The organism is Candidatus Brachybacter algidus, assembly GCF_016707225.1.
Taxonomy (GTDB): Bacteria; Bacteroidota; Bacteroidia; order Chitinophagales; family Saprospiraceae; genus Parvibacillus; species Parvibacillus algidus.
Genome location: NZ_JADJID010000007.1, coordinates 19,552 through 44,407, shown reverse-complemented (window position 1 = coordinate 44,407; position 24,856 = coordinate 19,552). Strand labels below are relative to the sequence as shown.

The following is a 24,856-nucleotide window of genomic DNA, read 5'->3' as shown; positions in this document are numbered from 1 at the left end:
AATTAATAATTTACCACCACTTCATTGGAAAAAGCACTCAGTTGTCCATTATTTTTAATCGATTGAATGCGATATTTATAGGTATTTCCTTTCGCCAAATTTTGGTCGACATAGGTAAAATTGCCCTTTTTAATTGTGGCAATTTTTATATAATTATTGCTACTATTTAATTTGAAAACCCTCATTTCAGCATACTCTTCATTTGAACTTTTCCAATTTAATACTACACGATTTGAATCAATTCCAAAATTTAATATGGAAGCATTTACTATGGACTTTTTACCAGTCAATTCGATCTCTTTGATTGAAGCACTTTCCAATCCTGTCCGATCGATGGCTATCACTTTATATTTATAATTCACCCCGGCTATAATGTTACTGTCTAAATAAAAAGGAGGTATCTTATTGAAAGAGGCAATAGCTTTCCATTCATCCAAACCATCTTTTCTTCTTAATTCATGTCGCACTACGTCTCTGGAACTAGATGGTAGAATGGTCAATCTGATACCTTCTTCCGAAACCCGATAATCTCCTATGATAGCAGGTGCGGGTGGATTAATATCAGGCAATTTTACCTCAAGAATATCTGATGCTTCGCTCTCCATATAATCATTGTCCACAGCGACGATTCGGTAAAAACGAGATTGATTTAGTAAATGAAGATTGAGTGAATCAACGTATATTCTTTCACGAATAAAATGACTGGTCAGTTTCACAAAATTCCTGCCTTTGCTATCCGCAGCAAAAACATGGTAGCCGAGGATATCCTTTTCATCTGTTGCATCCCACCTCAATAACACATGTCCCATGGTATCTACATTCGACAAGGGTAGATGTGGCTTCATTGGCGGTTGGAGGTCAAATGCTTTGACATAAATAGGAGAAGAAAAGGATTCGTTTCCTGCTGTATCGACAGCAATCAATCTATACTTATACATTCCTTCGATCAGGAACGTGTCTTTCTTAAAGTTTTCATTGCCTTGTGCCCAATTTTTTCTCACAAATGAAGCGTCACCAAAGCTCCTTTCCAAGTGAAATGTTTTTAATTCGGCTGGATTTTCAACTTTCCATCTAAGCACCTGGCTCAAATGGGTCATACTGCTATCGGCAGTCAGTATAGGAGGAGGGGGAGGCGTTCGATCGCGACCAATTCCAATAACGGACTCCGAAGCATCACTAACATCTCCAAAAGCATCTAGTCCCCGGATTCTAAACCATGTCTTTTTATAATTTTCACAGGGTATTTTGTAAGTATACCAAACAGGTTTAGTGCCCAGATCTTCAGCAAAAAGTTGAACGAATGGGGCATCATTTACTTTGGAATAGTTCTTACCATCCACAGATCTTTCGATCCAATAAGACGAATAATGATAATCATGTAGTTTTTTTTCCCAGATAACCGTAACAGAAGATTCCTCCTCTTTTATATTATATATCACCGGCTTAAAAGGTCGGATGACCGGCGCTACCACCCGATAATCTGACTTTAAAGTATTACCTCTGGCTACTATTTTGTATGCATATGTCGTTTTAGGTTTTATTTTCTTATCGATATACCGCATACCGCAAGCATCTGCGGCTTTGATGTCGCGGTCGGCAGCAAGATGAACTAAAGTCCATCTGTTATAAAAATTGTCACTGCGCTCGAGCACTGAATTATAACCATCAAATAAAGTATTGTTCCAATGGCGATGGATATTTTCCAACGCTACGACCATCATAGAAGGATCGGCCATTATGGATGCTGTCTGCTCCATTTTTGTAGAATCCCAAGGTATAAATTCGCCAATTTTTTCATATTTACCATTGTTGGTGACATCTCTTCTGTACAACTCTACACTATGCGTGATGTGGTAATACCAAAGTTGAGGATTGTCATAACCCCATCTTACTGCGATTGAATCACCATAGTATTTGCAATTAATCTTGACATTGCCATTCAAAGAGAGGTTCGGGTCAATAGTTTTTGACTGTCCTAAAATATTATTAATAATAGTCAAAACCAACATGGATATTAAAATGCTTCTTTTCATTAGTTTGAGAATTGAAGGGTTTTAGAACTACCATTATCTGTTTCTCCTGCTTCATAGGACTTATTGGCTCTGAATCTTACTTTGTTTGAAAATCCATTTGCTCCGGGACCATTGATCAAAGCACTATTAATAATCGCGTTGGTCACTTCTTCCAGTTCATCGATTAATGCTTGAGCTGCTTGAGCTGAGAGTGTCTGGCTATAATTCAGTCCTCCTCCTGTCGAAAAGTCGCCTGTCAAAGTAATATCAACCCACTCTTCTCCAAAGTCGGCGTAAGCCTGTGCATCGGCAAGAATATCTTCCGTCACATAGTATTTCAATGATAAAGGATGATTGCCCATAGTATAATCAATTGAGCCGCCAGCGGCATATTCTTCATTTGTAAATGGATCATTGCTCGACGGATTTGATGGTATCGACAAGTAACTAAAAGGACCATGATGTTGCAATGTCGCGATATCCATGTGCGAATCTTCTTCATGATATCCAATGCCATTTACAGGCTCAAAAGGATCATCTTCGTCACCATCTTTCAATATGGTTGCATTTATTACAAATTCATTCAGGTCTTGATGAAGATCTTCTGCATCCTGCCAATGAAAATTCGTATTCGGCAAATAATTTGGAAAGTCAAGATCTAAAGTCTGGTTGTTTTGATTACTATTATTGTTTTCATTATTGCCTTGACCGTTTGATTGATTGCCACCTGCACCCTGCGTCTGACCGATTATTATTCCGCCTCCCAGATCTAAGTTACCATTTGGATCGAGGTCAAATGGTTCAGACTGCACGCCTGTCCACTCACCCTTATAAGAATTCATATATGTATTGGCGAAACTTCCAAGTTTGGGCTTTGATAAGTTATTATGGAATGGTGAATCAAAAGGATCTGCTATCATTACCCTAGGTGGACTGGAATACTCAGCGTCGTCTTCCCATCCATTAATATCGTAAGTATCAAAACCTTCCGTATCATTAATATTAATTCGCTGGTATCCATTCTTTTCCTCCACCGTGACTGTAGCGTTAGCCATTTTTTCATTCAACGTGTTGTATCTGCTGGTTTCGAAAGTAAAAGAATACAATAACACTTCTCCGCTTCCTACGGTAGTAAGTGGAGACAATTCCGGCAATTCAGGTTCAACTTTATATTGAAAATCAAGACTATCTGACGAATTTGCCAACAAGAGGTTTTGATCGATAAGGGTCTTTCTTATTAGAGCTTGGTTGCTAATCGGATTATTCGAAACAGATTTTCTAACTACCTGGACAATATATTTTGTATTATTTTCTAGCGCAGGTTTATTCCATTTTAGTTTCTTTTCAGTTTCATCATAGGTTATGTTTTGTCTATGAATTTCTCCGCCCTGAGCGTCTTTGAAAACTGCAAAATATTCATAACTATTTCCATTATTGTCTGCCGGATAATAATAAGTACCTGCGATATCATCTCTGGTGTGTACGTAATGTTTAGCTACATGTTCCCCACTCAGATAGAACTTTTGATTGGTGATGGGTTTGGTTTTGCCGATTCTTTCCTGAGGAATTGGATAGGGCAATTTATCAGTTTTGAAAGTCAGGTCGATAGACTCTTCCCAATTCTCCCCATTGATCTTTACTTTTTTCCAGGTACCATTTTTATATTCTTCAGCACTAACTTTGAGTTGCATTTTGTATTGCTTTTTAGTGGTATCGCTGTTCATTCCCGTGAGTGGATTGACTGGATCATATGAGGCAGACCTTCCATCTTCAGCGATCAGGTCATATCGTGTATCCCGTTCAGATGTGGTACAATTAGAGCAATCTTTAATGATTTTAAAATCATTTTCTACAAGGATTGGTCTAATTTGCTGGGTTTTACCATCGACATCAGGGATGTATAATGTTTCATTGATCGGCACGGTAAAAGAGACAGTAGGATTTACAAAAGGGCTTATTTTTCTATTATTTTCCTCATTCGGATAATATTCTGCAATTATTGGGAAGTCAAATGGACTGGTAATTGGAGGTTCACACTTTTCTCCGACACTTATCATCATCCTTGTGCTCCCTTTGATGGTACCTCCCAGGAGGTTATAGGCCAGAACAGCCCTGCCATCCAGCCACATCGGATCGGGACCTCCGGCTTCCACCATGATTGCAGCCACCAATTCAATGATTTTTATATCTATTTCTTTGCCAAAGATCTTTCCTTTGACACCTACTGCTCCTTCTATTCCGGCATATGCTCTGCCTTTGCCATACCATCCATTTACACCCGGATCATTGACTTCTCCATTCGAGGTAAAGCAACTATTTCCTTCCATATTGACCAACATTAGATCCAATCCTGCGAATATTTTAAGACTTGCATAAAATATGGCGCTGATCTCACAGGAAGCTGTCACATGACTGCCAAAAACTATCCCTTCTCCTGAATTGGCAGTAGTAGCATTTCTTTCATCCTCTTTAGAACCTCCGGAGAAACTTCCTTCATCTGAATTTTTTGTACCAAAAAGTGTCGCCACTTCACCGGGAGGGTTAGGCAAATAATTTGGAATATTTTGACCAACCATGGCATAAATCATTGCTTTGAAAGATGCATCTATGCCCAGATTATTGCCATTAGTTTTGTTTTTACTCAGATTAAATCCAGGAATGTCAAAGACTACACCACCCATATCATTTTTGTAAGGATTGCCTGCATTAAAAAACCAAAAAATGTTATCGTCGTCGTCATTGCTTGGTTCCGTTGGGAAGAAATCCTCATGCCCAATGGCAAATGCAGTATTGATCAATGAATTGTTGAGTCCTGCACCGTACAACACATTGTCTATAATATTTGCCTTAATATTATTTGTACCGAGCAAAGCAACCTTCTTTGGATTATCGCCATCATCCATGAAGGTGAGGGTATTCTGGCTATGACCATAGATTCTTGCATTACTTCTAGCTGCATATGTTGTGGCCAATGACCAGAAATCTCCTCCAAATGAAAGTGATTGTAACCCATGGACAGGATTCCAGGTACCTGCTACAAAAGGATCTACCATAAATATCTGGTCCATTATCAGATTCCAACTTGTTCTAAAAGCAAGAGTGCGGCTTCCAAAAGAAGGGGACGGTTTGACATCAGTAGATGCAGGCTGAGTTGGTCCTGTCATTTGGCTGATTTGATCCATGCTTACATTGATGGAAGGTGCTGTCGTATTCCAATAAATTCCTCCGCCAAAACCATTAAAATGAGCAATAGGCGGAAAAGCAGGGATAGGAAGACCCGGACTGACTCTTGCCATGCCGTCAAAATACCACCAACCATAATACTTATTAGTGCCATATCGGCCATCTTCAGGTTTGCCATAACTACCAAAGCCGGCTTTCAAACTCATGGCAAAAAATCCCAAACCAAAATTGACATCTCCGGTAAAGCCTTTACTGCCATCCTGATTCTGAATAAAACATATCTCGCCACTGGCCATAAAAGGATCGATACCAATGCTGGATCCCGGATCACTACCGCCCAATCTACCACATTCCAATTTGAGCCGTTTTATATTAAATCTATCTATACCCTGTGCATTTGTAGAAATACGACTGATAAGGTTGAGCCTTGTCCCCATCATGATAGAGAGTGGTTCAGCTGATAGGTTAAGATCTAGATCAAAGTCCAGACTAATGTCTTTTCCACTAAATCCAATTTCTATGTCATTAATGCTGATGGGAAATCCGTCAATATTTTCTTGCATGGCATAGTCTTCACTCGGTAGGCCAATGGTCAACAGGTCGTGCATATCAGACACATCATATTCATAACCTTCGAAGCCTTCAAATTCAAATATTGGGCCTGAATAAAGGTCACCACATGTAGCATCCTGAATTTCTATTCCAAATCCAAAAGCAGTACCCGTGCCATCTGCCACCATATCCGGCGTAACAAAACCCTGAGTAGAATTATAATTCAGCTGAAAATCAGCCAATCGAATCTGAAACCCGGGTATAATATCCGGCAGCTCAATTTCAGCAGGTAGATTTTCAATCACATCCATGACCATTTGCCCTTTGAGAAAGGTAGAAATGGAGGAATGGTCAGGATCGAGCGTGAATGTTACATAAGAATTTGGACAAAGAGCAGCTTTTGCAACGCTGATAGGAACACTAATTAATGTATCCGGCATAGCAACGGCGTAGAATCTAAAGTCATCATCCTCATTTTTATCCAAAATGGCTTTGTATTTAATATAATCTATGTCGCCGGTGATAGGGGGATTGACTTTGCCGAGCATTTGTCCATTAATAAAAGTGTTCTGAACGATGTGCAATTTGAAGGTATCAATAGAAAAACCCCATCCTTCAAAATTTCCATCACCAACTGACAATAAACCAATGATACCGGCATCCATGGTGATATCAGGATCGAGAATGACATTGCTAAAAAAGGCTCCTTGTCGTGGACCTTTTGAAAATTGTTTTGGAGCAAATAATTGAATGTTTGAAAAATGAAATCCACGCCACGTATTTATTAATTGGACATCACCACCTCCGATCGAAGAAAGATCATATTCCGGAGGAAAAACAATATTATCCGGATTTTCAAGGTCTGACATGTCCATAATTCCATTTTCTGGTGCGAAGGTCCAACCCTCCAGTCCTTTGATCTGAAAAGGGTCCATCGACAGCCCCAACATGAGATGGGTGCCTTGTTGGTCACCTTCTCCGTTGTAAGCATATGGACTAGTGGTAGGATCATCTCTGAAATCAAGCGTCATTTCGAAATAAGCTTTGGCCTTACCGGCACCGATATTTCCATTCTTATCGGGAACGATCGTCGAACGAGGGAAATTGACTTCTCCGCGAAGGGCAACTGTTCTGATGCCATCACAATTAACTTCCAGGAAGCAATAGTTTTGTTTGATCAATTCCTCGTCACCCATACCTCCGTAAGTCTTAACCACAAGATTGCCAAAACCTATGCTCTGAGTTTCGAAGGCCTGATGCAGGATGTACTCACCACCGATGCCATCAGGAGTAAGACACATATCATTACCGGCTACACTGATCCACAAGTCTTCCGCAAGAGATTGCATGTCCACCACAGAGAGCATGGCCATATTTGCCCTATCCGGTTCAAAATTCATATCTATGATGCCTAAGGTGAATTGCCTTCCCTGGATAGTTTGATTTATACCTAATGGAAGTCCTGATGGCTGCCCAGCTATTAAATTGGCGACATTTCTGGCCGTGGATATATCATCAGAAATAGCAGCGATGGTGGCAGAAGGGCACTCAGAATTTCCTACGAAAAGAGTGTTATAGATATCTCCAAGATCATAGGCGTTATTGCTTTCATCTATACCTTTGGCATTTCCGGACCAAACTCTACCCTGGCTATTTACCTTAATATTGTTAAATTGAACTGCCACTTTAAGATCATCTAACCATGGTATTTTAATAGTTGCTGTACCTTCATACTCATTAGATACTGTTGAATTCGCCTGGATGTCTTCCATTGTAAAATACCCGATCTTCCACTCAGCAAAGGATGTAGCATCTCCGGCGTTAGTCTTTGGAATCCGAGCCGTATAATTACAATTTTGGTAACAGTCGCTGCCATTTTCTTCCTCTTCCTCCACATCATTGGGATTAAATCCAAACCAAAAGGTGCGTATTTCTGAATAGCCATTATTTGCAAATTGTACTTCCCCAAATGGATCAATTGCCTTAATACGGATGCCATAATGGTGCCCCTCTTCTAATTCTATTGCAGCTCCATCATCATTATAGATATAAAGTTCTTCCTCATTTTCAACTTCAAGCACTGGTTGTGCACTTCCGTCTAGAAATAACAAATCCAGGTCTGCATCAGGGTATTCAGTAAGGTCGATCATTTTGATCTCATATTCCAATTGGGCTCTTTTGGTTGGGTCAGAAATATTTGCGTTATATTGAATTGGAAATACCTGATTTTCAACAACCTCTTCTTCATAAGGAGCAATGAATGTGATTTGATCACCATAATAAATAGAAAATGGGGCAGAACATCCAATGGATAAGGGCGTAAATTCAGAATTATAATCATATGCATTGATACACCATACATATTCTCCCTCGGGCAGCATACCATTAAGATTGAGATCCTGAGGCGGAATACCCTCAATAATAAAGTCTCCAAAGGATGCATCCTTGTACAAATTACCAATTTGATCACCAGAGAGATTTACTACTGCATTAGGTGCGATAATGACAGGGATATCGGATTTAAATTGATCCAATGTTTTAATTAAAACGCCATTGTAAGTTCCCTTTAATTCCCCAAGAAAGAAGACAGTTTGTTCTACATCTGTATGGTTAATTACTGTGATACTGTAATTCTGAGGATCATTAAAATATGCTGAAAATTCACGTGGATAGGGCGGAAAAAAATTGATAATTACCTCGAGAGGTCGCTGACTTAAAAGAGCGCTACAAAAGAATGTAGATATAATAATAAGTATGCTAAATTTATTCTTTTTCATTCTTATTATATTTAAAATCTGTGATTATAACGCAATACGGATCTGACCTCTCTGAAAGATCTATTGACTGTGCTGTTTTGGATTCGATAGGTGTTATTGAAGGCAAGTGAACTTTTGCGTCCTACTTTGAAGACGGTATTGAGTGCAAAATTGGAAGACCAGCCATCATTAAGGCCATCGTATTTATTGGTGAATAAATTGGTTCCCAAACTTAAAGAAAGTCTTTTGTCAAAGAATTTTTTGTTGATTTTAATACCACCACCATAGCGAACCTGGGAGATGCCCCGATAATTATATTGATTATAATTAATTGATGGAAAAAGAGACAAGTCATTTTCTTCAAAAGTATAACCATGTGCAAGGCCTGCACTGAAGATGTTTACATCACCTATTTGTTCGAATTCGCTTTGATCCCTTACTGTATTATAATTAATGAATAAATTAAATGTGAGTTGGCGACTGTCCTTTTTAATTAAATAATTAGTGTAAAGGCCATAATTATTGGAGGAAGAAACGAAACGTAAGGTGTCATTTAGTTGTAGAATTTCATTTACTGATTCGGTCTGGAAATTGGAGTATTGAAGGCTTGTCTGGAGTTTTTCAGAAAAATTAATGTTTGCATTTAAATTACCAATAATTCTATCAGTGGTATTGGTTCTTAATTTAGTAAGATTGTTATGTTCGATGCCCAATTGGCCGTCCAATCTTACCTTTCTTTTCCAGAATTGAGTGCCGAGAATGAAGGTATATTGCTCCAGATCATTCTGAAAATAATTTGTGGCAAGAGTAGCATAAAAAGGGTCAACTCTTCTGTATTTAAAACCAATTTTATGTCCCTTAAATCTAAAATTGGCTCCTCCGTCTCCGGCTAAAGTGATTCGGCTGGAAGTATTAGCTTGAAAAATTCCTTTGATAAAGGAAGGAACTTCAGATCCATATGTAATAAGTAGGGAGTCATTCCGATCTGCAGTAAAAGCGCTAACACCTGTATTTGCATAAATATCTAACCTTTTAAATAATGTAATAGCACCATTGAGGCCTATACAGATATTTTCTTTCGGCGTTAAAACTTGATAGCCATATGTCTGGGTATAATTATCCGGATACTCGAAACTTTCGGGATCATCTTCGATCTTAACAGCCATTAATTCCAGCTTATTTTTTGCTTTTCTTAACCCAACTTTAATTCCTTTTAATTTACGGTCGTAAGAAGGGACCAATGATGAACCATAGACCAATGTATCTCTTATGGCTAAAGGATTTCTGATCTTGCCGGCCATAGCTCCAAAATAAAATATACCAGGAGTCAATTCAATTCCGATTCCATAGAAGGGCCGACCGGAATAAGTATAAGGTGAAAAATTTAGATTACTCCAACCGAGGTGCAATTTTATCCATTTATAAGTAGGTGTAATTCCAAATCTATTGAAGGTATAATCATAGCTGAACTGTGCATCTCTATAACTGGCTGAAACAGGGAGGCTAAAATCTTTGTAAGAAAAAACTACATAACCATTCACGTTGTAAGAATAGGGACTTCTCCTTTCCGGAATGCCTGATACATCATACAATTCCCCTCCGGCACTGAATCCTCCGGAAATTTTAAAATCTTTTTTATCCTGAGAGTAAGTATCCAGGAGGCAAAAAATGATCAGGTTAATTGTAAAAAGATACTTCAATGGTATTGTCGAATTTATGCTAAATATAAATATGGAAATTCCTTTAAATTCTTACTTCACACAAAACCAAGACTCGTTAAAAATGTATGAAATCATGGATGTCATAATAATTGGAAAAATGGCTACTTCTTTTATAGATTAATTGTTAATTGATTTTGTTGTTTGAAGTTTGTTGTTAGTTCAAATGTGATGATAATAGGAATGTCAAATCTATTTTTGAAGGAAAAAAATTTAAAAAAAGTTGATACTTTATCGTAATATTGCAATATTACTTCAACCAAATTTTTAACTTTAAAATCATACCAATGGGAGCAAGCAAAACTTCACATTACCCTGACAGGCATAACGAAATGGCAGTCATTGCAAAAGCCTTAGGCCATCCGGCTAGAATCACCATCATAGAATATTTATTAGACACAGTGGATTGCAATTGCAAAGAGATAGTAGATTTATTGCCACTTACTCAGCCGACGGTTTCTCAACATTTATCTGAATTGAGGAGTGCCGGGTTGATATTCGGTGAAATAGAAGGAAATGAGATCTATTATCGTGTCGATAGCACTAGAATCGAAAGATTGAGAAAGTTTCTGGGGATGATTGGCTTGAATTAGACTAGTAAATGAGGTTAAAGAGACCAAGTTTTTAGGTTTAGGTTATGGGGCAAGTTTATGATTGTAATATTGCAATATTACGATTAAGCTTAGTCCCACAAGCTTTTCAGAGTAAATACCGCTTTCGAATAAAGTATAAAAAGCATAAATGCTATAGAATAAACTTGCATTTTGGTCTCTAATGTAATATTGCAATATTACGATGAAGCTTAGTGTCCCGTGATTTTATAGATCTTAACTGGCAAATTAAGAATCTGATACCTTGGTAATTCATTTTCATTGCACCTCTCATGTAATATTGCAATATTACGATGAAGCTTAGTCCCACGTAGCTTTCAACTGATTGTCTCTCAGATGACCTAATTAATCATTGTTGTTAATAAATCCTTGTATTTCAGTTGAATTCTTTCTCCAATGTAATATTGCAATATTACGATGAAGCATAGTGTCCCGTGACTTTTAACAGATCTACCTATAGATCTTAACTGCCAAATTAAGAATCTGATACCTTGGTAATTCATTTTCATTGCACCTCCAATGTAATATTGCAATATTACGATGAAGCATAGTCCCACGTTACTTCCAGCCAATTACCCAACAGTTGAGCTATGGTATCTTTCTTAGTCAAGTGTAAATGTATTTCATATAAATTCAACCTCTCATGTAATATTGCAATATTACGATGAACCTTACTCCCACGTAGCTTTCAACTGATTGTCTCTCAGATGACCTAATTAATCATTGTTGTTAATAAATCCTGGTATTTCAGTTGAATTATTTCTCCAATGTAATATTGCAATATTGCGATGAAGCTTACTCCCACGTTACTTCCAGCCAATTACCCAACAGTTGAGCTATGGTATCTTTCTTAGTCAAGTGTAAATGTAATGCATATTGATTCAACCTCTAATGTAATATTGCAATATTACGATGAAGCCTAGTCCCACGTAGCTTTCAACTGATTGTCTCTCAGATGACCTAATTAATCATTGTTGTTAATAAATCCTGGTATTTCAGTTGAATTATTTCTCCAATGTAATATTGCAATCTTGCGATGAAGCTTACTCCCACGTAGCTTTCAATCAAACAACCTACCTTTCCTCTTAGAGTGCAATCATAAATGCACATGGCCAGGCATTTCCGGAGGCAGGGTTTATCGATGCCTTACCGGCATTGTACGTCACAGAATAAGTCTTTGGCGTCGTTCTTGCAGTCACAGTTATGACATTGTTTGAAGTTGTTAATGTCGTTCCTGTCACAGTGATCAGCATTGATTCACCGGATTGCTCCACTGTAAATCCACTCCCAAATATTACTGCCCCACTCGCATTGACCGCCCCATAGATAATATTACTACTAGCAGGGGTAACAGGTTTCCATTGCCCTCCGGTGTACGTCAAAGTTTGACCCTCGGTCGGTGTAATAGCACCAACAGTTACTCCTTTTATTTTATTGACAGAAATATTATCATACGTACCGCCTACATCACCCCCAAATGTGTCTGAATTGTTGACGTCGTCTGCAGCATTTGTATCACCGGTATTTGTTACTGTACCGGATACGATGCTTATTCCTGTGCCCGCCGTGTATATTGTCGGAGTCACATGTTTCCATTCTGTCCCATTATAGACCATTACCTGTCCATTTGTTGGAAGTCCATCAATATTTTTGCCTTTCAATTTCACTATAGATAGATTATTATAAGTTCCTGATACGTCTCCGCCAAAATTATCACTGTCATTGACATCATCTGCTCCATTCGTATCACCTGTGTTGCTGATCGTCCCGTTGCTAATTAAGATTCCAGAACCCGCAGCATATGTTCCTGCCGGTCCAGGAACACCTTGTATTCCTTGTGGCCCTATTGGACCGATAGCACCTGGAATACCTTGGGGCCCTTGCGCGCCTGTTGCTCCCGCAACTCCAGCAGGACCAGCCGGCCCGGTAGCCCCTGTAGGACCAGGATTACCTGTTGGGCCAGTATTACCTACAACACCCTGAGGACCTGCAGGGCCAATAGGTCCAGCTGCACCCGTGGCCCCGGTATTCCCTGTAGGACCGGTATTGCCAATAGCTCCCTGCGGACCGGCTGGACCAACGGGACCAACAGCACCTTGATTGCCCATTGGACCCTGAGATCCGGTGGCTCCAGGATTACCTTGGGGACCTATAGCTCCTTGAGTTCCTTGGGGACCCATTAAGCCTGCTACTCCCTGTATCCCTTGTGCTCCTTGTGCTCCTTGCGCGCCTTGAGAGCCTTGTGGACCCGGAGGCCCTTGAATCTGTCCCGAATCTGACCATGTTGTGCCGTTCCACACATATCCATGACCATTACTTAACACGATATACATATCACCAATATTCCCATTATACATAGACGGTAAATCACCCGGATTATCAAGAGTCCCTATGATTGATACACCTGTGCCAGCGGGTCCTTGCGCCCCATCTGTTCCAGGATTTCCTTGTGGACCCTGAGAGCCTGTTGCACCAGGAACGCCTTGTTCGCCGGGCTCACCTTGAGAGCCCTGATCTCCGGTAGGGCCCTGTATACCCTTATCACCCTTATCACCCTTTTCGCCTTGGACACCATTCAACCCATCATTGCCTTTATCGCCCTTATCACCCTGAGGACCTGCAGGACCTTGTATTTTACCCAAATTATTCCACGTCGTACCATTCCATACGTATGCTCCACCATCCGAAATCACAATGAAAAGATCACCAGGGAGCCCATTATATGGTATAGGAAGATCACCAGGTGTATCTACAGATCCTTTGATCGTAACACTTGTGCCATCAGTACCTTTCAGTTCAACTGCGGGTCCAAAAGTACCATCAGGATTCTCAAATTTCAATTTTGTTCCTTCCCATATATGCGCCGGAGCCGGACCTGGTATTGAACTCCCTGAATTCTCAGCAAATAAGGCATAAGGCACAGTAGCGATAGAGGCACTACCAAGATCCACAATTCCCTGAGGGCTGGTTGCTATCACATTGACATTTGCTCCACCTTTCGACCAATCTATTTCTTTAAGCTCCGGACCGCCAATTTGTAAATTTATGACTCCAAAATCATTGGTTTTTACTGAATAAGACTTGTTAAAATCTCCTCCTTTTGTAGTAATTGATATGTCGACCTTAACATCCGCATCCTTAATAGAAGTTCCATTCTTATCTCGAATTACAGCTTGGTAATTTATGAAATCCGGTGTCTGTCCAATAGCTATCAATGCAAAAGAGAGAAAACATGAAATAAGTAAATAACTACGCATCTTATTTGAAATTAATTTTGATGAATAAAATATCCTGCAAGGATTCTATGTCCTCGTTCTGTTATAAATTTGATTGAGTAAGTTCCCGGAGACATCTTTGGAAGTTGGAGTTGTATTTCGGAATTTTTAAGTACTATCTCTTTTCTTACTATTATGTCCTGCATATCTGATATCAGCACATAATGGATCAACAGAGCTGGATCCCATTTTACATTTAGGAAATTATAGGCAGGGTTTGGAAAGTACCTTACTGTATATTTTTGATGTTCAATTCCAATGGTACTTAAAGACTGGTCAAGTATACCTGAGTTAAACCCTTGATGGAATGATACAATAGAATTCATATTACCAAATATGAAAGACTCTCCCAATGTGCCATTGATCGACATACTAGGTGAAATTCCACTCGTGCCCCCCGAAGCAAAAACCTGCTGAGAGATGATGATCTGACCGGAAGTGATACGGCAAATGAGCAAAAATAATATCATGTATAATACCCGCATAATGATAATTTTTTCAAAATTGATGATAATGAAATAGATGACAGTACATAAATCATTTAATCTTAAAAAATCAATGAAATCATCTAATCAACAGCTGAATAAAATCACTATCTATGATTTCATACATTTTTCTGAAAGCATTATTAAACGGCGTATTTTATCTCTATTTTTACATAAAATTCATTCTGTGAATAGATTCAAATATTTGATCCTATTTGTTTTTCTATTAAACTGTACTATTTCGTCAGCTCAGATAGATAGTTTGAACGTTTCATTTCGTGCGGCTCAGGATATTCAAACTTCAAATGAAATATTAAAAAAAATAATTGCTTATTGTAAACAAGATGACGGTTGTTTGAAGTTAGTATATGAATATTTAGCCTCCCCACCGGCAACTGAGATTAAAGCGAAAGCATATCTCACACTTTCAGTTTTTTCATATAGAGCCCATGAGCTCGTAAAGGCGAAAAATCAGGTATTACATGGTAAAGAAATCGCCGTTAAACTTAAATTAAATGGTGACGCTATTGCGCAGTTCAACAATCAACTGAGCAATGTTTATCGCGATTTGAACGACCAGGATAGTGCCATCATATATGCAGATAAGGCGGAAAAAGTATGGAAAAATGATAAGGAAAAAGTATGGTCAGCTTATTATAATAAATACCTTGCTTACCTCTCATTAAAAGATTATAAAAACGCGGATATATATCTAATCAAAAGTTACGAAGATTTAAAAAATTCAGAAAATAGGATGAATAAAGGTTTCGTCCTTCATAGTATTTTAATTGCTAAAAAGGACAGGGGTACCTCAAAGGAATTTGATAAATGGTTAAATGAATTTTTAATCTTCAAAAAACAAGGAAAGGGGCCACTTGATCCTCAACACATGGGGTTGGTTGAAATGTTTGAGAACAAAGAAGAGGGATTGAAGATTTTGGAAGAGAAAATCAGGCTTTTAGAAAAATCTGATAATCCATTTGATCCTCCGGACTTAACCAGAAACATTCTGGCCGATAAATATGATTCTCTAGGCAGGTATGATGACGCTATTACTCAGTATAATAAAATACTTAATTCCTCAGGTGCCAGGTCTGGTGGTAATATTGAGTCTTTTAAGGCAGCACGAATGGGATTGTTCCAACTTTACAAAAAGATTAACGAGCCAGCTAAAGCATATGAGAATATACAAAAATATATAACACTTCAGGATTCTTCTTATGCAGCAATTGAAAAAAAGAACATAGCAGAATTTGAAGTAAAGTACAATACTCAGGAAAAGGAAAAAAATATCTTAATTCAGCAGGCAGAAATTAAGGATAAAACTGATAAATTAAAGACTTCAATAATAATCATTACAGCATTACTATCACTGGCCTTTTTAGCAATAATAGCAATTAGAATTAGAAATAAATTTACCCGCAATATGCATCTAAAAGAAAAAGAATTGCAATTACAAAAAATTAAAGAATTAGAGCAAAATAATAAATTATTATCTCTTAATTCTATGTTAGAAGGACAAGAAGTTGAGCGGCTAAGAATAGCCCAGGATCTTCATGATGGATTAGGCGGCTTATTAACTACTGTCAAGGCACATTTTAATACTATTGAAAAGGAAATAGACAATATTAAAAACATCAATTTGTATGAAAAAACTAACAAATTAATTGATGAGGCTTGTATAGAAGTCCGGCGTATTGCACATGACATGGTGCCACATTCTATCAAGATAAGTGGATTGAGAGGTGCTCTTGAAGATCTAAAAAACAGTATTTCCACACGAGGTTTAGAATGCGAAATTGATATTCATGGTCAAAAACTTGATCATCTATCTGCCGAAAAAGCCAGCATGATATACAGGATTATTCAAGAGACTACCAATAATGCCGTAAAACATGCGAAGGCAAATAAGTTATTCATACAATTATTGGAACATGAAAATAATCTTCATATTACAGTTGAAGACGATGGGCAGGGCTTTGACATAAATAATATACTCTCGAAAAAGGGGATGGGACTTAAAAACATTGATTCAAGAATTAATTACCTCTCGGGAAAAATAAACTATGACTCCTCACCAAATCATGGCACAACAGTAAATATTGAAATACCAATTAATTAAATAATCATGCCTGATCTGATCATAGTGGATGACCATCAAATGGTATTGGAAGGACTCAATTTATTATTGAATAGTCAAACTAATATAAACGTCGTTAATCTATTTAAATCAGCTCAAGATTGTATTGAGTATTTAAATAATAATTCTGTTGATGTAATTCTAATGGATATTAATATGCCCCATATGAATGGTATTGAAGCATGCAAAATTATCAAAAAATCTCATCCTGATATTAAGATCATTGGTCTGTCCATGATCAACGAAGGTAGTCTGATCAAACTTATGCTGAAAAACGGGGCAGATGGTTACCTACATAAAAACTCTGGCAGAGATGAGATCATCGAAGCCATCAATTCAGTCATGAATGGCCGCACCTTTATCAGCAACGAAGTCACCACTCTAATATTTCCACCCCAATCATAAAGATGTCAAAATATCTGAAAGCCCATTTCCAAAACTTTCCGTCGTGAACAACAAATACTTGAGATGATTATTGATGAAAAAACAACCCATGAGATCTCTACTCAATTATTTATTAGTTTCGGTACAGTAGAGACTCATCGACGGAATATTATGATCAAGTTGGGAGCAAAGAATACAGCTGGGCTTGTCCGTATAGCATTGGAATATGAAATCCTGAAATAGACACCTATTGACATAAAGTACCTTGTTTGCAGGTAATATATAGTTGACAATCTTTTTGACAATATTTATTTAGGTGTGCTTAACAAATTGTTCAAAGGGAAAAACAAAAGACTCAGTGAATTAAGATTCCTCATTTCGCTCGTAAAGCCGCCAAATCGGTGGGATTTGGAGTTAAATGGGCGGCTCAGCCATCCCATTTTATCCCCTTTAAACCAAAGCTTTGTCATTCCAACTGAAGGGAGGAAACTGTCAAAAAAGCACCTAATACCGAATGGAATTTCGTGATAGGCCCTGAAGCTTCATGGACCTAAACTATTTTCAGCTCGGTATTATACAGTAAAGTTTTGGCCTTACTTATATTTGAGTTTCGTATAATTTATTTGTATCCATATGTTTATAAATTAGTTATTAAAATATATAATATGTTGTGCAATTAGTTATTCACACTTTATCTAGCCAATTGAATATCTATTCATCAGAATGACTTAATTTTAGAACTTTATTTGTGTTATTATTAATACTATGGTGAATGTTTTAATTGCTGATGATCATTTTGCTGTCCGATTAGGCCTTGAAATGCTTGTTCAAGATACGATTGAAGAGGAACTTTCAATACATTTTGCGGGAAATGGTCTGGAAGTTTTGGAACAACTAAAGGAGAGAAATTTTGATATTTTACTTACAGATCTAAATATGCCGGGCCTGGAAGGGCTGCTGATGCTTTCGCAGATCAGAGCCATCTACGACACACTTAAGATATTAGTAATAAGTGTAAATCCCGAAGAGTTCTACGCTTCAAAATGCATACAGTTGGGTGCTTACGGATTTGTATCAAAAAATGCCAAGGATGAGGAATTGAAAAAAGCTATTATCTCCGTATTTAGAGGGGAGAAATATATTTCTGAATTTCAACAGCAAATGATTGATACTCTAATCAAAAAGGATGGGGATGTAGAAATCAACCCATTTAATTATCTTTCATCAAGAGAAATGGAAGTCCTTATGCTTCTTTTAAAAGGCAATGGTATTCTCGAGGTATCCAACTTAATGGATATAAGTCAGTCCACTGCAAGTACTTTCAAAGGAAGAATTTACAAAAAAATTGGAGTAAACTCATTTATCGATCTCATCAAGAAAGCTAATCATTTCGGTGTGTATGATAGTGATTCAACCGGACTTCAAAAGTAGTGCCTCTGTCTTTTCGAGATTCAATTTCTAGCTTTCCATTTATCTTTTCCAGCAAACTGTAGACAATCGTGCTGCCATGGCCTCCTTTCGTAGTTCCACTATTTCTATTATTGTAATCAAACAATGCTTCTCGTCAAAGCCTTTGCCATTATCAATAATTGAAATGAGGACCTCCTGCTTTATCAGTTCAGCGTTAATACTTATTTCACCATTTGTAGTGCTATTGTTTGCATTATCGACAATATTGCGCAGTATGATGGACAAAATATTGCGATCTGAAAAGAGCTCAATATTAGTTTTATTAATGATCAGCTTATTATTATTGAAGAGGATGATGTCATTATAGAGTTCATTTATTTCCTCTAAAATTTCATTGAGATCAAAATGTGTTGGTGTTATTTTGAAATTAGCATGCTGGCTGGCAGCCCATCCAAAAAATTGTTCAGTAAATTGATTTAAAGCAGCAGTAGTGCTTTTGAGGGTATTTAATCTCTGTCTCATAATATCCACTCCATATTTTTGAAAACCTAGTGAGAGTTGATTCGTCATCAAATGTAAGAATCGAATAGAGAGCGAAGATCATGCAGTACCATAGTAGTGACTCGGTCTTTCATCTGATTACTAACCCTTAATTCCCTTTCAGACTGCGCCAACCTTACCACTGTGTCACTTAAATCTCTGGTCTGAGCATCAATGAAAAGTTGTAATTTTCATTATTCTCCTTAACCTTTTGACCCTGTATCTGATGATCTGAAAAATAAGAACGGATAGAAAAGTAACAACTATTAAAATAAACCACCAGGTGAGATAAAACCATGGAGCCACGATGATCTCCAACTCCATGGTGTCAATATCATTATTTCCAAATCCAGTAAGTTTTTTACTATTATTTTATAATTGCCTGAAGGGATCCTATTTAATGCGATTTCACCATTTCCGGGGACAGCTTGCCAGTCATCATACAAACCTTCGATTTTATATAATAGTCTGAGATTTGTTTTATTTCCAAAAAACGGACTACTAACTGAAATAACTATTTTTTGAATCCCGGATCAACATTTAATTGTGCCTTTCAGGATACTTAACATCTAGCCCGTCAATTTTATTTCTGAAATATAAATGTTCTTATTCGGCAGAACTGTATGTATTTTAAAAGGAGCAAACCTTACTAATCCTTCCAGTGTAGGCAATGAAAGAACACTATCTTTAAGCCAGAGATAACCAGGGTCGCATCCACCATTGAATTCATTCGTCTTGAGATGGTCTCCACTATTGAACTCATAGAAATAAATTTCTTTGGTCTTATCATCAATATAGTTGACTAGATCTTCTTTTTTTACCTTAAATAGGCCATCATTTGTTGGTAGCCAAAAGTAACCTCTTCCATCATCTATAAAGGCATGGATTGTATTTAGGGCAGGGAAAATCCCGTTGGGAAGACATGTTAAAACACCATTTTTATATGCATAATATCCATCTCCATAGGTAGAGCACCAAATTATATTATTGTCATCTACATAAATACTCCTTATATAATGATCGTTAAGGATGGTTTTGTAAATTTTATTATTCTTGGCATCGTAGAATGATAATCCGGCTTGTGTACCTAATAGAAATGAATCTCTACCGGATTGAACTACGGACATTATCGGCTGAGTTTCATCATGAGTTGGCACTTTTTTTGATTCAAGTATTGAATCATTTCTCATTCGGTACATTGAAGTCCAGGTGAAAAAAATTAGTTTCGAGCTATCTATTTTATCTTTAAAAACACCACTTAACCGGCTGTCCAACGTTGCTATGTGGGTTTCCTTATTTGAATTCAAATCGAATTTGAACAACCTTGGTCATCTCCATAATATAATTTTTGATCTGGAGTGATGAATAAGGCTGCTCCGGTTGATTCTCGAGCCGGTAACCTCTTGAACCCGCCGCCATCATTATATAAATATCCCTGACAATATATTTCGCCATTTTTAGTCAATGCCTGAGCATAAAAGCTTCTTTGAAGACTTTCAGGAGCTACTTCACCATATTTAAAGTAAGATGGACTTATCATGTATAATCCTGATACATAGGATCCTATATAGTAAGTTTTGCTTTCCTTATTATATAAAACATAACTTATAGCAGGAATGTCAATATCCTCTAAGATTACTTTACTATCCAGAATTCCATCATGATATAATATTGTGTATAAGGTTTTACCTGCATAGATATAAGTAATGTCACCTTGGATTAAACATATATAACCGCCTGATTTATATGATGGATTATTTTCAAGAGGTCCGTATATTTTAGTAATGTTTTTTCGTGAACTCCATTTTTCCAGGCCTTGAGATTCCTGTTTAGGTAAAATTGTATAAAAATTTTGTTAGTTACTATTCGCTTAATCTCTTCTCCAACAATATCCACTGTATCAATTGTAACATATGTAGTTTTTTGGAAAAAAAGTAACTTGTCTTTTGTGTTAAATAATTATCTTCACTATTAACCGTGATATCCATATTCTCCCATAGAAAGTTAGGAATTTGATAAATGCTATCAGTCCAATTTTTAAACGAGTTGAGTTTAAAGAATTTAGTCCTTTAGATAGACCCCAAATTTCGAAGAATGTAGTAGTTTTGGATAAGGTGCTTGCCCATTTGAAGGTAATTTAATTTTGAAATTCTGTGCTTTGCCGTTTAGAAAATAAATATTTCCTTCAGCATCTTGAGCCGAGTACGCGATTCTTTCTGATATTGACCCCTCGATATTTTTTTTATCATATACTTTGAAATTTTTTCCATCAAAACGAACGATTCCCTTCTCCGTGCCGATCCAACAGTAACCAGCCTTATCAAATTGGATACATTTTACACTATTCTGTGGTAATCCATCTTTAGTTTTGTAGTTGATTATATTATAAGAAGGTGATTGCCCCGAAGCCTTTGTAATAATTAAGCAGCAAAAAATATAAGGGAGCCAGAGAATTTTGAAGATCTTATTTAACACGAACAATAATAATTTAATTTCAGTATTATAAGTTGGAATTCTTGTAAATATATATCTACAAGTAAAAGACAATAATCATTTTACCTTTGCCCTCGAATTAGAAAAAATTTATTTTTATATACTTGCCTCGGCACACACTTTTTAAAATTTATTTGAGGCAGTGTTAATCATACATTGGTAGTAAGTGTAGGTATAGCCGCAGAATAGTGTTTTTTGCGGCTTTTTTTATTGCAATCAATCTTTCTTTCTTTTACTTTTTATAATTTCGTGTATCCCGACCCCATTGTAGTTTATCACGCATGGTTTTCATGAAAGTGATCTTGGGCAATTTCACAAGATTTATTGCAAATGGTGCCTTTCTCACTTTAATTTTGGTGCTTTGCGATATCAACTCGTGCCTTGAGTCAAGTGTACATAAAAAATTCTCTCCACGCCCTTCTATGGTAAATTCCAGTATAGAAGAATCAGGCACCACCAAAGGTCTCACGCTTAAATTGTGCGGGGCTATTGGAGTAATAATAAAATTCTCTGCCGTAGGTATAAGTATTGGACCTCCGCAACTTAAATTATAGCCAGTGGAACCTGTTGGCGTTGATAGAATGACTCCATCTGCCCAATAAGAGTTGAGAAATTCACCATTTACGACTGTATGAATTACCACCATGGATGAATGATCCCTTTTTATCAAAGTCATATCATTCAATGCATACGGAAATACTGAAAATTGATTTTCGTTGGACGTAAAGTGGCAGCAGCGCGCTTTCCAAGGTGTATTCCCTATTGATCAACTTGTCAATCGTCTGAGCAATTAACTTTTTTTCTATACTCGCCAAAAATCCTAATCTGCCCATATTGATGCCGACGATAGGAATTCCACTATCTCCGATGATCATCGAGGCCTCTAGCAAAGTTCCATCTCCTCCTAATGAAAATAGAAAATCTATTCCAATACCATTGCCAAAGTCTCTCACAGGCAGACATTTTATATCCTCAGGAATTGATAGCCATTTTGATGTCTCCGAGTACATCTTTTCAAAAAGCTCAATCTCACAGATGTAGCAGCACATTTATCAATTAATTCCTTAACGAATACTGCTTGTTCCGCATCTATAGACTTAGCAAAAACTAAAATGTGTATCATAATCCTGCATCAAAATGTACATAAAATCCTGTTTGTCCTATATGGTTCCTTGTCACTTCAAATCTTAGTAATTTATTATAATAAAATACTAAATCGAGTCCCAAACCATACCCAATTAAAGCGCTGTTAGATAATGAATTTTCTATTGAATAAAAACGGTCACTGACATATCCTGCATCGACATTTGCTGTGAGAAAAGCCTTGACCGGCATCGTGCGGTATGCCTGTAAAAACATTGCTTTACCCCATTCAAAATTCTTGTCAAAGAACATAAATCTAATACTATTTTTCACAAATCCATAATCCTGACCATCTACCACATAATACTCGTAGCCCTCAGATACAGATCATCATATCCAAGCGCCTTATTGAAATAGTACGGCACCTTCCTGCGATCAAAATTAAATCTTCCACCACCGATATTCTCCAGACTCCACCTATCAGATATCGATGTAATGATATGCCAGCAACCCGGCATAAAACACGTTGATGTCATTATTCTTACTGAATCCGGTCTTATTTACATAAGCAATAATATGATCACCTTTCATGGCATATGGCACGATGTCTCTTGTGTCAAATACGGCTGCATATTCTAATTCGAAGAATTTTAGTTTGCTTTGGCCATTAAAATAATCTTTATTGTAGAATTGAGTCAAAGAATCGGAAGCTTTGAAACTATAATAATTAAGCAATAAGTGATGCCTTATGAACAATTTTGGTCGATATACGGCCCTGACACCCACCTTCGTCCTTGTGAGCTGATCTTTTCAAGATCTCTTTCGAATTGAAGATAATTGTCTTTGGTTTTATAAGCAATTTCCTTATTTGCAGAATAGAAAGTAGCGAATCCAAAGCCGAGCGTATTGGATTTATTGGCAAATGGAAAGTCATAATCCAGTGAGATTCTTCTGGTAAATCCCGCTTGCCCATACAGTGTCATCTCATCTCCATTGCCGGTAAGATTAATGTGTTTGAGATAAAGACCATAACTCAGTGTCTTCAGCGAACGGTCATAGTTGCGCCACCATTTATTAAAATCATTGTCCAGGAATTCCAGCAATGGTGCGGGATATATGAATAGAGCCTCTTTGAGATTGATCTGGATATGAGCTTTTTTTTCTTGTATTTCCAAGGCTAAGACATTCATTCTTACTTCGACAAAGAGACCTGTATTTTGAAGCCTTTTTTCATTGACAGCGAATATATCCTGAATGTCTTTAAGAAGAATGGTATCACCTGCTGGAAGGTAAGTTCCCTTGATAATAGATAGGGTCTTGTTCTTTTTAACCCTACAAACTAATCGTGTCTACTGCTATCTGCTGGGCAAGACAAACAGTGGAGCTAAGTATAATCAATACTAATACTAAAAGTCGATTTAAAGCTATGAAGTTGAAAAAAGTAGGAAACAGCCAATTTTTTTATGCATCAGATCCTGTCTTAGCGCATCCTAGGTCTGCCTTGTTTTGATCCTCCCTGTTAGCTGCTGCAATTCTGTTCTGCATATTCATTTGACCAGTTTTACCAATGGCTTGTTTAAACTGCTTTACTTGATCTCTAATCATCGGTTCAGTGATCTTAAGATCATCTGTCTTTTTGACAAACATTGCAGCTTCCTTATAATTTTGCTTTACAGCAGCGAGATTGGCCTGCTGTAGATAGATCATGGCTTTTTCATTGTCTGTAGTATATTTAGAGTTTTCGCTTTCTTTGAACAACTCTTGCTTCATTGTAGTCCTTGCCCTGCATGGCCAATGAGCCTTTACATATAATATGCAGATCTTCCGGGACCAAAAAGTAACTTAGGGAATATCGTCATATTGAGTCTTTCTTTGCCCTTCCATGTCTTGAATCTGCATAAGTTGACTTGCAGACTGAACAGTTCCAACCAACAGGTACCCTGAGAGTAATACTACTGCTATAAGATATAAAGGAAATGCATACCAGAAGCCATAAAGCATGGTTAGGACTACTCCAATTATAATACTAGCTACAATGGCTGCTATTCTTAGATATATATTGATGGTAAACATGTGTTATTTTTTTGCAAAAGTAGCAAAAACCACGCATTTTAAGTTGACAAAACTGAAATGTATTGTTAAATAATCTGAGGCTTTGTCATATTTTGTTTCGCGTTAATTTTCGAGGGGAATACTGCAGGGACAGGTCGCGAC

The 24,856-nt window shown here is 37.3% G+C and carries 23 protein-coding genes; 5 read left to right on the top strand and 18 right to left on the bottom strand.

Annotated elements, in window-relative coordinates:
- Nucleotides 1-2 precede the first annotated feature (2 nt).
- Genes IPI15_RS17625 through IPI15_RS17615 form a run of 3 tightly spaced genes read right to left on the bottom strand, consistent with a single transcriptional unit; the run spans nucleotide 3 to nucleotide 10,203 of the window.
- A complete protein-coding gene (locus IPI15_RS17625; RefSeq protein WP_287421632.1) occupies nucleotides 3-2,033 on the bottom strand; it encodes a fibronectin type III domain-containing protein in 2,031 nt (676 codons plus the stop codon).
- Nucleotides 2,033-8,524, bottom strand: coding sequence for a hypothetical protein (locus IPI15_RS17620; RefSeq protein WP_287421631.1), 6,492 nt, complete (start codon nucleotides 8,522-8,524; stop codon nucleotides 2,033-2,035). Before IPI15_RS17620 ends, IPI15_RS17625 begins: the two co-directional genes overlap by 1 nt.
- A gap of 11 nt (nucleotides 8,525-8,535) precedes the next feature.
- On the bottom strand, nucleotides 8,536-10,203 hold the full coding sequence (locus tag IPI15_RS17615; RefSeq protein ID WP_287421630.1) for a porin family protein: 1,668 nt from the start codon (nucleotides 10,201-10,203) through the stop codon (nucleotides 8,536-8,538).
- Nucleotides 10,204-10,508: 305 nt separating this feature from the next.
- Here IPI15_RS17615 and IPI15_RS17610 point away from each other — a divergent pair, with 305 nt between their 5' ends.
- Nucleotides 10,509-10,814, top strand: coding sequence for an ArsR/SmtB family transcription factor (locus tag IPI15_RS17610; protein WP_287405073.1), 306 nt, complete (start codon nucleotides 10,509-10,511; stop codon nucleotides 10,812-10,814).
- Nucleotides 10,815-11,917: 1,103 nt separating this feature from the next.
- Here the strand turns inward: IPI15_RS17610 and IPI15_RS17605 are convergent.
- Both IPI15_RS17605 and IPI15_RS17600 read right to left on the bottom strand, forming a co-directional pair.
- Nucleotides 11,918-14,089, bottom strand: coding sequence for a hypothetical protein (locus IPI15_RS17605; protein WP_287405071.1), 2,172 nt, complete (start codon nucleotides 14,087-14,089; stop codon nucleotides 11,918-11,920).
- A gap of 11 nt (nucleotides 14,090-14,100) precedes the next feature.
- Entirely contained in the window at nucleotides 14,101-14,592 is a 492-nt protein-coding gene (locus IPI15_RS17600; protein ID WP_287405069.1) for a T9SS type A sorting domain-containing protein, read from the bottom strand.
- 187 nt (nucleotides 14,593-14,779) lie between these two features.
- Between IPI15_RS17600 and IPI15_RS17595 the strand changes: the two genes are divergently transcribed.
- The 4 genes from IPI15_RS17595 (at nucleotide 14,780) to IPI15_RS17580 (ending at nucleotide 18,547) form a co-directional block, all read left to right on the top strand.
- Nucleotides 14,780-16,714: a tetratricopeptide repeat-containing sensor histidine kinase gene (locus IPI15_RS17595; protein ID WP_287421629.1), complete on the top strand. Its 1,935-nt coding sequence runs from the start codon at nucleotides 14,780-14,782 to the stop codon at nucleotides 16,712-16,714.
- Between the two features lie 6 nt (nucleotides 16,715-16,720).
- Nucleotides 16,721-17,137 carry a response regulator gene (locus IPI15_RS17590; RefSeq protein ID WP_287421628.1) on the top strand — a complete coding sequence of 139 codons (417 nt, stop codon included), beginning with the start codon at nucleotides 16,721-16,723 and terminating at the stop codon, nucleotides 17,135-17,137.
- Between the two features lie 63 nt (nucleotides 17,138-17,200).
- Nucleotides 17,201-17,359 carry a response regulator transcription factor gene (locus tag IPI15_RS17585; protein ID WP_502711657.1) on the top strand — a complete coding sequence of 53 codons (159 nt, stop codon included), beginning with the start codon at nucleotides 17,201-17,203 and terminating at the stop codon, nucleotides 17,357-17,359.
- A gap of 522 nt (nucleotides 17,360-17,881) precedes the next feature.
- On the top strand, nucleotides 17,882-18,547 hold the full coding sequence (locus IPI15_RS17580; RefSeq protein ID WP_287421627.1) for a response regulator: 666 nt from the start codon (nucleotides 17,882-17,884) through the stop codon (nucleotides 18,545-18,547).
- On the opposite strand, the gene IPI15_RS20025 is transcribed toward IPI15_RS17580, so the two are convergent.
- The 13 genes from IPI15_RS20025 to IPI15_RS17525 all read right to left on the bottom strand — a co-directional run bounded on the left by IPI15_RS20025 (nucleotide 18,498) and on the right by IPI15_RS17525 (nucleotide 24,715).
- Complete coding sequence (locus IPI15_RS20025; protein WP_353845327.1) at nucleotides 18,498-18,602, bottom strand: hypothetical protein; 105 nt, start codon at nucleotides 18,600-18,602, stop codon at nucleotides 18,498-18,500. The genes IPI15_RS17580 and IPI15_RS20025 overlap by 50 nt on opposite strands.
- Nucleotides 18,587-19,048 (bottom strand): sensor histidine kinase, encoded by a 462-nt coding sequence (locus IPI15_RS17575; protein WP_287421626.1) that lies wholly within the window; start codon nucleotides 19,046-19,048, stop codon nucleotides 18,587-18,589. The genes IPI15_RS20025 and IPI15_RS17575 overlap by 16 nt, the downstream gene beginning before the upstream one ends.
- Nucleotides 19,049-19,332: 284 nt before the next feature.
- Nucleotides 19,333-19,578, bottom strand: a complete 246-nt coding sequence (locus IPI15_RS20020; RefSeq protein WP_353845328.1) for a triple tyrosine motif-containing protein — start codon at nucleotides 19,576-19,578, stop codon at nucleotides 19,333-19,335.
- 57 nt (nucleotides 19,579-19,635) lie between these two features.
- On the bottom strand, nucleotides 19,636-20,373 hold the full coding sequence (locus tag IPI15_RS17570; RefSeq protein ID WP_287421625.1) for a hypothetical protein: 738 nt from the start codon (nucleotides 20,371-20,373) through the stop codon (nucleotides 19,636-19,638).
- Nucleotides 20,370-20,606 carry a hypothetical protein gene (locus IPI15_RS17565; protein ID WP_287421624.1) on the bottom strand — a complete coding sequence of 79 codons (237 nt, stop codon included), beginning with the start codon at nucleotides 20,604-20,606 and terminating at the stop codon, nucleotides 20,370-20,372. The genes IPI15_RS17570 and IPI15_RS17565 overlap by 4 nt, the downstream gene beginning before the upstream one ends.
- A gap of 521 nt (nucleotides 20,607-21,127) precedes the next feature.
- On the bottom strand, nucleotides 21,128-21,541 hold the full coding sequence (locus IPI15_RS17560; RefSeq protein ID WP_287421623.1) for a two-component regulator propeller domain-containing protein: 414 nt from the start codon (nucleotides 21,539-21,541) through the stop codon (nucleotides 21,128-21,130).
- A 250-nt stretch (nucleotides 21,542-21,791) separates the two neighbouring features.
- On the bottom strand, nucleotides 21,792-22,229 hold the full coding sequence (locus tag IPI15_RS17555) for a diacylglycerol kinase catalytic domain-containing protein (RefSeq protein WP_287421622.1): 438 nt from the start codon (nucleotides 22,227-22,229) through the stop codon (nucleotides 21,792-21,794).
- Between the two features lie 7 nt (nucleotides 22,230-22,236).
- Nucleotides 22,237-22,569 carry an NAD(+)/NADH kinase gene (locus IPI15_RS17550; protein ID WP_287421621.1) on the bottom strand — a complete coding sequence of 111 codons (333 nt, stop codon included), beginning with the start codon at nucleotides 22,567-22,569 and terminating at the stop codon, nucleotides 22,237-22,239.
- 109 nt (nucleotides 22,570-22,678) lie between these two features.
- Nucleotides 22,679-22,954, bottom strand: coding sequence for a hypothetical protein (locus tag IPI15_RS17545; protein ID WP_287421620.1), 276 nt, complete (start codon nucleotides 22,952-22,954; stop codon nucleotides 22,679-22,681).
- Between the two features lie 168 nt (nucleotides 22,955-23,122).
- On the bottom strand, nucleotides 23,123-23,398 hold the full coding sequence (locus tag IPI15_RS17540) for a hypothetical protein (RefSeq protein ID WP_287421619.1): 276 nt from the start codon (nucleotides 23,396-23,398) through the stop codon (nucleotides 23,123-23,125).
- The gene (locus IPI15_RS17535; RefSeq protein WP_287421618.1) at nucleotides 23,389-23,817 is read right to left on the bottom strand and encodes a hypothetical protein; all 429 of its coding nucleotides are present in this window, start codon (nucleotides 23,815-23,817) and stop codon (nucleotides 23,389-23,391) included. Before IPI15_RS17535 ends, IPI15_RS17540 begins: the two co-directional genes overlap by 10 nt.
- A 286-nt stretch (nucleotides 23,818-24,103) precedes the next feature.
- Nucleotides 24,104-24,412 carry a hypothetical protein gene (locus IPI15_RS17530; RefSeq protein ID WP_287421617.1) on the bottom strand — a complete coding sequence of 103 codons (309 nt, stop codon included), beginning with the start codon at nucleotides 24,410-24,412 and terminating at the stop codon, nucleotides 24,104-24,106.
- A gap of 72 nt (nucleotides 24,413-24,484) precedes the next feature.
- Nucleotides 24,485-24,715, bottom strand: coding sequence for a hypothetical protein (locus IPI15_RS17525; RefSeq protein ID WP_287421616.1), 231 nt, complete (start codon nucleotides 24,713-24,715; stop codon nucleotides 24,485-24,487).
- Nucleotides 24,716-24,856: the final 141 nt, after the last annotated feature.